6 protein-coding genes are annotated in these 12,261 nt (G+C 69.8%); 1 reads left to right on the top strand and 5 read right to left on the bottom strand.

What is annotated here, in order from left to right; translation table 11 throughout:
* Nucleotides 1-12 precede the first annotated feature (12 nt).
* The 4 genes from glgB to ACZ4U1_RS36975 form a co-directional block, all read right to left on the bottom strand.
* Nucleotides 13-2,313: a 1,4-alpha-glucan branching enzyme gene (glgB, locus tag ACZ4U1_RS36990; RefSeq protein WP_467908555.1), complete on the bottom strand. Its 2,301-nt coding sequence runs from the start codon at nt 2,311-2,313 to the stop codon at nt 13-15.
* Nucleotides 2,310-3,704, bottom strand: a complete 1,395-nt coding sequence (locus ACZ4U1_RS36985; protein ID WP_467908554.1) for a maltokinase N-terminal cap-like domain-containing protein — start codon at nt 3,702-3,704, stop codon at nt 2,310-2,312. Before ACZ4U1_RS36985 ends, glgB begins: the two co-directional genes overlap by 4 nt.
* Before the next feature lie 95 nt (nt 3,705-3,799).
* Nucleotides 3,800-5,500: a maltose alpha-D-glucosyltransferase gene (gene treS, locus ACZ4U1_RS36980; RefSeq protein WP_467908553.1), complete on the bottom strand. Its 1,701-nt coding sequence runs from the start codon at nt 5,498-5,500 to the stop codon at nt 3,800-3,802.
* Entirely contained in the window at nt 5,497-7,656 is a 2,160-nt protein-coding gene (locus ACZ4U1_RS36975) for an alpha-1,4-glucan--maltose-1-phosphate maltosyltransferase (RefSeq protein ID WP_467908552.1), read from the bottom strand. The genes treS and ACZ4U1_RS36975 overlap by 4 nt, the downstream gene beginning before the upstream one ends.
* Nucleotides 7,657-7,987: 331 nt before the next feature.
* Between ACZ4U1_RS36975 and ACZ4U1_RS36970 the strand changes: the two genes are divergently transcribed.
* Entirely contained in the window at nt 7,988-10,606 is a 2,619-nt protein-coding gene (locus ACZ4U1_RS36970; protein ID WP_467908551.1) for a glycosyltransferase family 1 protein, read from the top strand.
* Nucleotides 10,607-11,412: 806 nt separating this feature from the next.
* On the opposite strand, the gene ACZ4U1_RS36965 is transcribed toward ACZ4U1_RS36970, so the two are convergent.
* Nucleotides 11,413-12,261 (bottom strand): RHS repeat-associated core domain-containing protein (locus ACZ4U1_RS36965; RefSeq protein ID WP_467908550.1); only part of this gene is annotated, 849 nt, incomplete at its 5' end.

The raw sequence follows: 12,261 nt of genomic DNA, 5'->3' as shown, positions 1-12,261 counted from the left end.
GCAAAGGGCAGGTCAGGCGGGGCGCAGCCACACCGTCGCCAGCGGGGGCAGGGTCAGCCGGATGCTCGCCGGGCGGCCGTGCCAGGGGTGCGGCTCGGGTTTGACGACGTCCGGGTGGCTGACGTCACTGCCGCCGTAGCGGGCCTCGTCGGTGTTGAGGACCTCCACCCAGGCCGGGATGTCGTCCGGGATCCCGAGCCGGTAGTCGTGGCGGACCACCGGAGCCAGGTGGGAGACCGCGAGCAGCGGGGTGCCCTCGGCGTCGTGGCGCAGGAATGCGAGGACGTTGTCGTCCGCCGCGTCCCCCACGATCCACTCGAAGCCCGCCGGGTCGGTGTCCCGCTGCCACAGCGCCGGGGTCGACCGGTACACCGCGTTCAGGTCCCGGACGAGGTCCCGCACGCCCCGGTGGTCCGCCTCGGCGCCGTACTCCGGGTCGAGCAGCCACCAGTCCGGGCCGCGCGCCTCGGACCACTCGGCGCCCTGCGCGAACTCCTGGCCCATGAAGAGGAGTTGCTTGCCCGGGTGGGCCCACATGAAGGCCAGGTAGGCGCGGTGGTTGGCGCGCTGCTGCCACCAGTCGCCGGGCATCTTCGAGACGAGGGACCGCTTGCCGTGCACGACCTCGTCGTGGGAGATCGGCAGGACGTAGTTCTCGCTGTACGCGTACACCATCGAGAACGTCATCTCGTGGTGGTGGTACCTGCGGTGCACGGGGTCGTGGCTCATGTACTGGAGCGAGTCGTGCATCCAGCCCATGTTCCACTTCAGCCCGAAGCCGAGCCCGCCGAAACCGCTCGGGCCCCTGTGGTGGGTGGGCCGGGTGACGCCGTCCCAGGCCGTGGACTCCTCGGCGATGGTGACCACGCCCGGGCAGCGCCGGTACACGGTGGCGTTCATCTCCTGCAGGAAGGCGACCGCGTCCAGGTTCTCCCGGCCGCCGTGCTCGTTCGGCGACCACTGGCCCGGTTCACGCGAGTAGTCCAGGTAGAGCATCGAGGCGACCGCGTCCACCCGCAGCCCGTCGATGTGGAACTCCTCGCACCAGTACACCGCGTTGGCGACGAGGAAGTTGCGCACCTCGCGCCGCCCGAAGTCGAACTCCAGCGTGCCCCAGTCGGGGTGGGCGGCCCGCAGCGGGTCGTGGTGCTCGTACAGCGGACGCCCGTCGAACTCCGCCAGCGCCCAGTCGTCGCGCGGGAAGTGCGCCGGCACCCAGTCCATCAGCACGCCGATACCGGCCTGATGCAGCTTGTCGACCAGGTACTTGAAGTCGTCGGGGGTACCGAGCCGGGCCGTCGGGGCGTAGAAGCCGGTGACCTGGTAGCCCCAGGAGCCGCCGAAGGGGTGCTCGGCGACCGGCATCAGCTCCACGTGGGTGAAGCCCAGCTCGCGCACGTACGCGGGAAGCTCCTCGGCGAGCTGCCGGTACGTCAGCCCGGGCCGCCAGGACGGCAGGTGCACCTCGTAGACCGAGAAGGGCGCCTCGTGCACCGGGGTGTCCGCCCGGTGCGCCAGCCACTGGGCGTCGCCCCACTCGTGGTGCGAGGCGTGCACGATCGAGGAGGTGGCGGGCGGGACCTCGGTACGGCGGGCCAGCGGGTCGGCGCGCAGGGTGCGCGAGCCGTCCGGGCGGGTGATCTCGAACTTGTACAGCTCGCCCTCGCCGATCCCCGGCACGAACAGTTCCCAGACCCCGGTGCCGCCGAGCGAGCGCATCGGGAAGCCGGTGCCGTCCCAGAAGTTGAACCCGCCCGTGACCCGCACGCCCCGGGCGTTCGGCGCCCAGACCGCGAACCGGGTCCCGGTGACGCCCTGGTGGGTGGTGACGTGCGCGCCGAGCGCCTGCCACAGCTGCTCGTGCCGGCCCTCGCCGATCAGGTGCAGGTCCAGTTCGCCGAGGGTGGGCAGGAAGCGGTAGGCGTCCTCGGTCTCGTGCACCGTGCCGTCGTACGTCACCAGCAGCCGGTAGACGGGGACCTCGCCGAGCGGGAGCAGGCCGGAGAAGAAGCCGTCGCCGTCGTCGTGCAGCTCCGCCCGCAGCCCGTCGGAGACCACGGTGACCGCCTGCGCGTAGGGGCGGAACGCGCGGAAGGCGACCCCGCCCGGGACCGGGTGCGCGCCCAGGACGGCGTGCGGGTCGTGGTGGGTGCCGTGCAGCAGCCGTTCGCGGTCGCCGGTGTCGAGGGCCGGGGACACGGCGGCCTCCACGACGGGCGCCGGTGCCTGCGCGGGTACCTGCCGGGCGGCGGTCTTCTTCCGGGCCGCGGATTCCTTCTTGGCCTTGGATTCCTTGGGGGCCTTGGGGGTCACGGACGAGCCTCCTGGTCGGGCAGGGAGAGGCGGCGCACCGCGCTCAGCGGCACGGGCAGCCAGTCGGGGCGGTGCCGGGCCTCGTAGACGACCTCGTAGACCGCCTTGTCGGTCTCGAAGGCCCGCAGCAGCACCGGGTCGGTACGCGGATCGCGGCCGGCCACCTCCGCGTACCCGGAGCAGTAGGCGGCCCGGCAGACGCGCGCCCAGTCCGGGGCGGGCGGGGTCGCCGAGTGGGCCGCGTAGTCGAAGGAGCGGAGCATCCCCGCGATGTCCCGCACCGGCGGCTGCGGCATGCGCCGCTCGGCCAGCGGCCGGGCCGGCTCGCCCTCGAAGTCGATCAGCGACCAGTCCCCGGACGGCGAGCGCAGGCACTGCCCCAGGTGCAGATCGCCGTGCACCCGCTGGGCGGTCCAGGTGCGGCCCTCGGCGGCGAGCGTGCCGAGCGCCTGGTACGCCGAGCGCAGCCCGCGCTCGTACGGCCGCAGCGCCGGCACCGCCTGCACGGCCGCCGCCAGCCGCTCGGCCATGCCGTCCACCAGCGACTCCAGCTGGGCGCGGCCGAGGGTGACCGTCGGCAGGGCGCGGGCGAGCGCGGTGTGCACCTCGGCGGTGGCCCGGCCCAGCGCCCGGGCCTCCGCGGCGAAGTCCTCGCCCTTGGCCAGCTCGCGCAGCGCCAGCTCCCAGCCGTCGGCGGCACCGCTCACGAACGGCTGCAGCACCGCCAGGACGTACGACTCCCCGTCCACCTCGGCGTTCAGCCAGGCCGTCGGCGCGGGAACCCGGGAGCAGCCCTCGCGGGCCAGGGCGAGGGGTATCTCCAGGTCGGGGTTGACACCGGGCACGACCCGGCGCAACAGCTTCAGAATGAACGTATCTCCGTAGACGACCGACGAGTTGGACTGCTCGGCGGTCATCAGCCGGGCCACCAGGCCCGCCCGGATGTCCTGCCCCGGGTCGCGCTCGAAGCGCAGCCCGCCGATGCGGGCCCGGGTGCGCAGGGCCTCCAGCAGGACCTCGGCGGGCCGGGGGTCGTACAGGGCCTCGTACACCGTGCGTCCGGCGAGCGGCCCCTCCGTCACATGTCCGATCAGCGCGGGCGCCAGCCGGGGCGGCAGCGCCTCGCGCACGCCTATGAGGAGCTGGTAGCAGTCGCCGGGGTGCGACGGCGCGCCCGGCACGGAGGGCTGGTGGACGCGCAGCAGCAGGTGGTACAGGCCGAGCCGGCCGTCGGGCGGCAGCAGTTCGGTGACGGACACGGGGCTGAACCCGGTGACCGGGCGCCCCTTGCCCGCGAACCAGCGCTGCCGGGGCAGCCAGGCGCGCAGCAGGGGATCGAGCGAGGCGAGGAGTGAACTGGTGGTACCGGAAGAGATGACCGTTTCCGCCATGGGCGTCAGTCCTTTCCCCGGGGGTCGTCGGGGTGTTACTGATGCGTGCCCCGGGTGGGGCGGTGGAAACGCCGCACCGCCCCACGGGGCCCGCGTTACACGGCGTCCCGGCGCAGCCGGAACCAGTAGAAGCCGTGCCCCGCGAGGGTGAGCAGGTACGGCAGCTCGCCGACCGCCGGGAACCGGACCCCGCCGAACAGCTCGACGGGGTGCCGCCCGCCGAACCGGCTCAGGTCCAGCTCCGTCGGCTGGGCGAAACGGGAGAAGTTGTGGACGCACAGCACGAGGTCGTCCTCGTACTCGCGCAGGAAGGCGAGGACCGCCGGGTTCGACGACGGCAGCTCGGTGTAGGACCCCAGTCCGAAGGCAGGATTCTGCTTGCGGATCTCGATCATGCGGCGGGTCCAGTGCAGCAGCGACGAGGGCGAGGACATCGACGCCTCGACGTTCGTCACCTGGTAGCCGTAGACCGGGTCCATGATCGTGGGCAGGAAGAGGCGTCCCGGGTCGCAGGACGAGAAGCCGGCGTTGCGGTCGGGCGTCCACTGCATGGGGGTGCGGACGGCGTCGCGGTCGCCGAGCCAGATGTTGTCGCCCATGCCGATCTCGTCGCCGTAGTAGAGGATCGGCGAGCCGGGCAGGGACAGCAGCAGGGCCGTGAACAGCTCGATCTGGTTGCGGTCGTTGTCGAGCAGGGGCGCCAGGCGCCGGCGGATGCCGATGTTCGCGCGCATCCGCGGGTCCTTGGCGTACTCGGCCCACATGTAGTCGCGTTCCTCGTCGGTGACCATTTCGAGGGTCAGCTCGTCGTGGTTGCGCAGGAAGATGCCCCACTGGCAGCCGGACGGGATCGCGGGGGTCTTGGCGAGGATCTCGGAGACCGGATAGCGGGATTCCCGCCGCACGGCCATGAAGATGCGCGGCATCACCGGGAAGTGGAACGCCATGTGGCACTCGTCGCCGCCGGTGCGGAAGTCACCGAAGTAGTCGACCACGTCCTCGGGCCACTGGTTGGCCTCGGCGAGGAGCACCTTGTCGGGGTACTGGGCGTCGATCTCCTTGCGCACCCGCTTCAGGAACTCGTGGGTCGCCGGCAGGTTCTCGCAGTTGGTGCCCTCCTGCTGGTACAGGTACGGCACCGCGTCCAGCCGGAACCCGTCGATGCCGAGATCCAGCCAGAACTTCAGCGCGGAGATCATCTCCTCCTGCACGGCCGGGTTCTCGTAGTTCAGATCCGGCTGGTGCGAGAAGAAGCGATGCCAGTAGTACTGCTTGCGTACCGGGTCGTACGTCCAGTTGGAGGCCTCGGTGTCGACGAAGATGATCCGCGCGTCCTGGAACTGCTTGTCGTCGTCGGCCCAGACGTAGTAGTCCCCGTACGGACCGTCCGGGTCCCGCCTCGACTCCTGGAACCACGGGTGCTGGTCGCTGGTGTGGTTCATGACGAAGTCGATGATGACCCGCATGCCGCGCTGGTGGGCGGCGTCCACGAACTCCACGAAGTCGGCGAGGTCACCGAACTCCGCGAGGACGGCGGTGTAGTCGGAGACGTCGTAACCGCCGTCCCGCAGGGGCGACTTGAAGAACGGCGGCAGCCACAGGCAGTCGACTCCCAGCCACTGGAGATAGTCGAGCTTGGCGGTCAGGCCCTTCAGGTCGCCGATGCCGTCGCCGTTGCTGTCCTGGAAGGAGCGGACCAGGACCTCGTAGAAGACGGCGCGTTTGAACCACTCCGGGTCCCGGTCCTTGGCGGGAGTGTCCTCGAAGGTGTCCGGAACGGGCTCATTGACGATCATATTGTGGGTGACCCTCCGATCTGCGGGGTGGACGGTCGCAGGACGGTGAAGACATGCGCGGGCCTATGACCCGGTTCGAGGCGCACATAGTTGGCCCTGCCCCAGTAGTAGGTCTCGCCGGTGAGCTCGTCGCGCACCGGCACCGACTCGTGCCAGTCCAGGCCGAGTTGCGGCATGTCCAACGAGACCGTTGCCTCCTGGGTGTGATGGGCGTCGAGGTTGGCGACCACCAGAACCGTGTTCGACCCGCTCCGCTTCGAGTAGGCGATCACCGCCTCCTTGTCGGAGTGGTGGAAGTGCAGATCGCGCAGCCGGCGGAGGGCGGGGCTGTGGCGCCGGATGTCGTTGAGCCGGGTGATGAGCGGCGCGATGGTACGGCCCTCACGCTCGGCGGCCGCCCAGTCCCGGGGCCTGAGTTGGTACTTCTCGGAGTCGAGGTACTCCTCGCTGCCCTGGCGCAGCGGGGTGTTCTCGCACAGCTCGTAGCCGCTGTAGATGCCCCACGCGGGGGAGAGGGTGGCGGCCAGCACGGCCCGGACCTCGAACGCGGGCCGCCCCCCGTGCTGGAGGTAGGCGTGCAGGATGTCCGGGGTGTTGGCGAAGAAGTTGGGCCGCATGTAGGCCGCCGCCTCACCCGACAGCTCGGTCAGGTACTCGGTCAGCTCCTGCTTGCTGTTGCGCCAGGTGAAGTACGTGTACGACTGCTGGAAACCGATCTGGGCGAGGGTGTGCATCATCGCGGGCCGGGTGAACGCCTCCGCCAGGAAGATCACGTCCGGGTCCTTGCCGTTGACCTCCGCGATGACCCGCTCCCAGAACACGACCGGCTTGGTGTGCGGGTTGTCGACCCGGAAGATCCGCACCCCGTGCCCCATCCAGTACCGCAGGATCCGGACGGTCTCCGCGACCAGCCCGTCCATGTCGGCGTCGAAGGCGATCGGGTAGATGTCCTGGTACTTCTTCGGCGGGTTCTCGGCGTACGCGATCGTCCCGTCCGGACGGTGGTGGAACCACTCGGGGTGCTTCTGCACCCAGGGATGATCCGGCGAGCACTGCAGGGCGAAGTCCAGGGCGATCTCCAGCCCCAGCTTCTCCGCCTCCCGCACGAAGAAGTCGAAGTCCTCGATCGTGCCGAGATCGGGGTGGACGGCGTCGTGGCCGCCCTCGGGCGAGCCGATCGCCCAGGGCACGCCGACGTCGTCCGGACCGGCGGTGAGGGAGTTGTTGGGGCCCTTGCGGAAGGTCGTACCGATGGGGTGGATCGGCGGCAGGTAGACGACGTCGAAGCCCATGTCCGCGATCGGCTTCAGCCGGCGGGCGGCCGTACGGAACGTGCCGTGCGGCTGCTCGGCGGTGCCCTCCGAGCGGGGGAAGAACTCGTACCAGGAGCCGTACAGGGCGCGTTCGCGTTCCACCAGCAGCGGCATCGGATCGGACGCGGTGACCAGCTCCCGCAGCGGATGCCGGTCCAGGACCGCCTGCACCTCCGGGGCCAGCGCCGCCGCGAGGCGCCAGGAGGCCGGCCGGTTCTCGTTCCGCAGCGCCGCCACCGCGTCCAGCACGGGCCGCCGGTCGGCTTCCGGGACCCCCGCGGCGGCCCGCTCGTACAGTTCGGCACCCTCCGCCAGCACCAGATCGGTGTCGATGCCGGCCGGGATCTTGATCCGCGCCGTGTGCCGCCAGGTACCGAGCGGGTCCGACCAGGCCTCCACCGTGTAGGTCCAGCGGCCGGGTTCGCCCGCGGTGACGGTGGCGCCCCAGCGGTCGGTGCCCGGGGCGAGTTCCCGCATCGGCGTCCAGGGGCCGGCGCGGCCCGCCGGGTCCCTGAGCACCACGTTCGCCGCGACGGCGTCGTGGCCCTCCCGGAACACGGTGGCCGACACCTCGAAGGACTCCCCGGTCACGGCCTTGGCGGGCCTGCGACCGTGCTGGACCACGGGGCGTACGTCCAGGACGGGGATGCGGCCGAGGACGGTGGCGGCGGGGGAGGACCGTTCCCCGGCGACGGAGGGGGCGGGGGCGGCCGGGCCGGCGGCGCCGGCGGGCGTCACGCCCTTCCTCCCCGTCCCCGTCGTCGTGGTGGTCTTCTTCCCTGCTGCCTTGGTCCTGCTGCTGGTGCTTGTCGGGGGTGCTGACGGTTGGTGCTTGGCGGGCATGACCGCTCCTGTCCGCTTCAACGTGGGTGTGGGCGGATGGACATGGGGAGGTGGGTCCTGCGGAGGTGCTGTGGTGCGCCTGTGGGGTGTGTACCGGAGGAGCCTTCCCACCCGGTTCGGGTGGGCAATCCGGCACTTTGTTAACTACTCACGCGTATGTCTACGCACAAGACCGGTCTCTCCTCTTCGGGTGCCCCCCTACCGCTTCTTGACGCCCCGACACCCCGACCGGTACGTCCCCACCGACCGCGCGGTAACCACTACCGTCGAAGACGACGACGAGACGTACGACGCCGTACGTCTCACCCCGCAACGCGTCCCGAGGTGGAATGTGAAGGCGATCCGTCGGTTCACCGTCCGTCCCGTTCTCCCCGACCCCCTCCGGCCGCTGAGCGACCTGGCGCGCAACCTGCGCTGGTCCTGGCATGCGGAAACGCGCGACCTGTTCCAGTCCGTCGACCCCGAGGCCTGGGCCTCGGCCGGCGGCGACCCGGTACGGCTGCTGGGCAGTGTGCGGCCGGCCCGGCTGGCCGAACTGGCCGCGGACCGGCGGTTCCTGCGCCGCCTCACCGCCGCCGCCGACGACTTGGACGACTATCTGACCGGCGACCGCTGGTACCAGACCCAGTCGGACGGCCTGCCCGCCGCCGTCGCCTACTTCTCCCCGGAGTTCGGCATCACGGCCGCGCTCCCGCAGTACTCCGGCGGCCTCGGCATCCTCGCCGGCGACCATCTGAAGGCGGCCAGCGACCTCGGGGTGCCCCTGATCGGTGTCGGCCTCCTCTACCGGCACGGATACTTCCGGCAGACCCTCTCCCGGGACGGCTGGCAGCAGGAGCACTATCCGGTCCTGGACCCCAACGAACTGCCGCTCACCCAGCTGGAGGAACCCGACGGCACCCCCGCCCAGATCTCCCTCGCCCTGCCCGGCGGCAAGGCGCTGCGCGCCCGGATCTGGCTGGCGCAGGTGGGCAGGGTGCCCCTGCTGCTCCTGGACTCGGACGTGGAGGAGAACGACTTCGGCGAGCGCGGGGTGACCGACCGGCTCTACGGCGGCGGCAGCGAACACCGGCTGCTGCAGGAGATGCTGCTCGGCATAGGAGGTGTCCGGGCGGTACGGACGTACTGCCGCCTCACCGGCCACCCGCAGCCCGAGGTGTTCCACACCAACGAGGGCCACGCGGGCTTCCTCGGCCTGGAACGGATCGCCGAACTCTGCGCGGCCGGCCTGGACTTCGATTCCTCCCTGGAGGCGGTACGCGGCGGCACGGTCTTCACCACCCACACCCCCGTCCCGGCCGGCATCGACCGCTTCGACCGGGAGCTGGTCGGCCGGCACTTCGGCCCGGACGCCGAACTCCCCGGCATCGACGTGCAGCGGATCCTGGCGCTGGGCATGGAGACCTACCCCGGCGGCGAGCCCAACCTGTTCAACATGGCGGTGATGGGCCTCCGGCTGGCCCAGCGGGCGAACGGCGTCTCCCTGCTGCACGGCCAGGTCAGCCGGGAGATGTTCGCGGGTCTGTGGCCGGGATTCGACCCCGAGGAGGTGCCGATCACCTCTGTGACCAACGGGGTGCACGCGCCGACCTGGGTGGCCCCGGAGGTGCTGCGCCTCGGCGCCCGGCAGGTCGGCTCGGAGCGGGCCGAGGACGCGCTGACCGTCGGCGGCTCCGAGCGCTGGGACTCGGTCGCGGAGATCGACGACCAGGAGATCTGGGAACTGCGCCGCACCCTGCGCGAACGGCTGGTGCAGGAGGTACGGGAGCGCCTGCGCGCGTCATGGCGGCAACGGGGTGCCGGCGACGCGGAACTGGGCTGGATCGAGGGCGTCCTGGACCCGGACGTCCTGACGATCGGCTTCGCGCGCCGGGTGCCGTCGTACAAGCGCCTGACGCTGATGCTGCGGGACCGGGACCGCCTGATGGACCTGCTCCTGCATCCGGACCACCCGATCCAGATCGTGGTCGCGGGCAAGGCGCACCCGGCGGACGACGGCGGCAAACGCCTGGTCCAGGAACTGGTCCGCTTCGCCGACGACCCCAGGGTCCGCCACCGGATCGTCTTCCTCCCCGACTACGGCATGGCGATGGCGCAGAAGCTCTACCCCGGCTGCGACGTCTGGCTGAACAACCCTCTCCGCCCCCTGGAGGCGTGCGGCACGTCGGGCATGAAGGCGGCCCTGAACGGCTGCCTCAACCTCTCCGTCCTGGACGGCTGGTGGGACGAATGGTTCCAGCCGGACTTCGGCTGGGCCATCCCGACGGCGGACGGGCCGTGCACCGACCCGGACCGCCGCGACGACATCGAGGCCTCCGCGCTCTACGACCTGTTGGAACAGCGGGTCGCGCCGCGCTTCTATGAGCGGGGCCGGGGCGGATTGCCGGACCGCTGGATCGCGATGGTCCGCGAGACGTTGAGTCTGCTCGGCCCGAAGGTACTGGCCGGCCGCATGGTCCGCGAGTACGTGGACCGCCTCTACGCCCCCGCCGCCCAGACCCACCGCGCCCTGACCCCGGACACGGCTCGGGACCTGGCCGCCTGGAAGACCCGGGTGCGGTCGGCCTGGTCCGGGGTGAGCGTGGACCACGTGGAGACGACGGCGACGAGCGCGACGGCGGAGCTGGGCTCGATGGTGGGCCTGCGGGTCAGGGTCGCCCTGGGTTCGCTGACCCCGGACGACGTGGAGGTCCAGGCGGTGTCGGGCCGGGTGGACGCGGAGGACCGCATCACGGACGCGACAGTGGTCCCCCTGAAGCCGACAGGCACCCCGGACCTGGAGGGCCGCCTCCTGTACGAGGGCCCCCTCTCCCTGGACCGCACCGGCCCCTACGGCTACACGGTCCGCATCCTCCCGGCGCACCGCTTGCTCGCCTCCGGCGCGGAGATGGGGCTGGTGGCGGTGCCTTCGGAGGAGGTGGTGGAGGGGGCGGGGGTTTTGTTGCGGTGAGCGAGGGCTGCACGCCTTCTTCGGCTTCTTCAGAGCCTCGATGAAAAGAGCGAAGGACCCGGCCGGGAACGTGACGATGCCGACGGCTGGGTCCCTTGGCAGTGAGTGAGCGAGTGGCCGTAAAAGGGCGCTTCGCGTCCCCTTTCGGCGATGGCCCTCACTGGCGTTGACCGTTGGGTTCGGCCGGACACACACATCGACGGAGGAACGCCATCACGCCTCGCCAGCACGCCGGGTGCGCTCGGTGGCTGTGGATGGTGGAGGGACGGCCGAGCACTGTGGGCGCTCGGCCGGTGGGCGGGGCTGCGGCCAGAATGTCAGTCTGCCAGTCTCTGCCTTCGTGTGACCATGTGAGGCTGTGGGAGCCCCGGCCGAAGACCAGATTCTGCGTCCGCCCGACTGGCGTGACATCCCGGTGAGGGGTGGTGGCCAGACAAAGTTCACCGCCCGCCGGGATGCTCACCGGAACGGCGGGTACCAGTCCCTTGGCAAGCCTTGAATTGTCTCGATCTCGGCTAGTTCATCATTTACGATTCTGAATGATGTATACGTTGCTGGGTAATTCTCTGCAGACATTGCCTGTGTTCTGGTATGGCAACGCAATTCTGCATCGTGTAGCCCTAGGAAGGTGATGGTTGAGGTGAATCCGATGGAGTCATTCCGGAATACCTCAACAGTTTCGCTGGCGTGTTCGTCTGTCACGCCTATGGTCCAGATTGTTTCCCAAGTGCCATCGTTCATCTGTCGAACTTCTCCCCACTCCGTCTTGCGTAGGGCTGATGCGGGGTATGGCTCTTCGTCGGGTGTCATCGAGGAGTGATCGGGCCTATCCATTGCGCCTCGCCGTTGATCGTCTCAAATGCCTCCGGGTGAAAAATTGTTTCGTCCGGTACCCCCTCGCCGACCTCGCGAATTGTGACGTGGCCATGACTTACGAGTCTTTGGTACGTCTCATCCGTTAGGCGCATGATAATCACACTCGATGGAGATTGTCGATCCACTCGTAGTCCCCATTCGTACGCCGATTGAAACCCGGGCGAATGCATGCCGGACACTTCGTGTGTAAAAAAGTGCCCGGGTCTGCTCATTGACCCTCCATGTGTGGCGGTCCGTCCGGCATCCGCGCTCAGGCCGTTGTCGACGATGTTCTTTGCGAACTTCTCAGATGTTCCATGCGCGAAATCTCGATAGGGTCCGAGGCCAAGTGGGTCGCTCCAGGTGTGCGGACTGATGACGTAGGCAAGAGGGTTGGGAGCTGGATTGAGGCCTAGCGGATCAGGAGACGCATAGCGGGCGGTTTCGGGGTCGTAGTGGCGGAAGTAGTTGTAGTGGAGGCCGGTTTCGGGGTCGTAGTACTGGCCTGGGAAGCGTAGTGGTGTGTAGGTCGTGCTGTCCGTTGCCCACGCTGTTGTTCCCCATAGGGTGCTGCGGGTGTGCCACGCGATCTCCCCCTGCTCGTCCACCAGTTCGTTCGGTGTGCCGACGAGGTCGGTGACGATGGCGAAGAAGCGGGAGTCGATTTCCTGCTGGGGGGCTTCCGCTGCGGTGATGCGTTCCGTTTGGGTGAGGGGGCGTAGGCCTTGGTGGTCCCAGGTGAGGGTGACCGGGTGGGGGAGGGCGGCGGATGTCGTCGTTTGTTCGCAGAGGGTGGTGCC

It is taken from the genome of Streptomyces sp. NPDC028928, assembly GCF_055564915.1.
This window is presented reverse-complemented; position numbering and strand designations above follow the sequence as displayed.

Coding starts and splice junctions, on each gene's coding strand:
- treS (WP_467908553.1), bottom strand. CDS start 5,500: ATGATCGTCAATGAGCCCGTTCCGGACACCTTCGAGGACACTCCCGCC.
- ACZ4U1_RS36985 (WP_467908554.1), bottom strand. CDS start 3,704: ATGGCGGAAACGGTCATCTCTTCCGGTACCACCAGTTCACTCCTCGCC.
- ACZ4U1_RS36975 (WP_467908552.1), bottom strand. CDS start 7,656: ATGCCCGCCAAGCACCAACCGTCAGCACCCCCGACAAGCACCAGCAGC.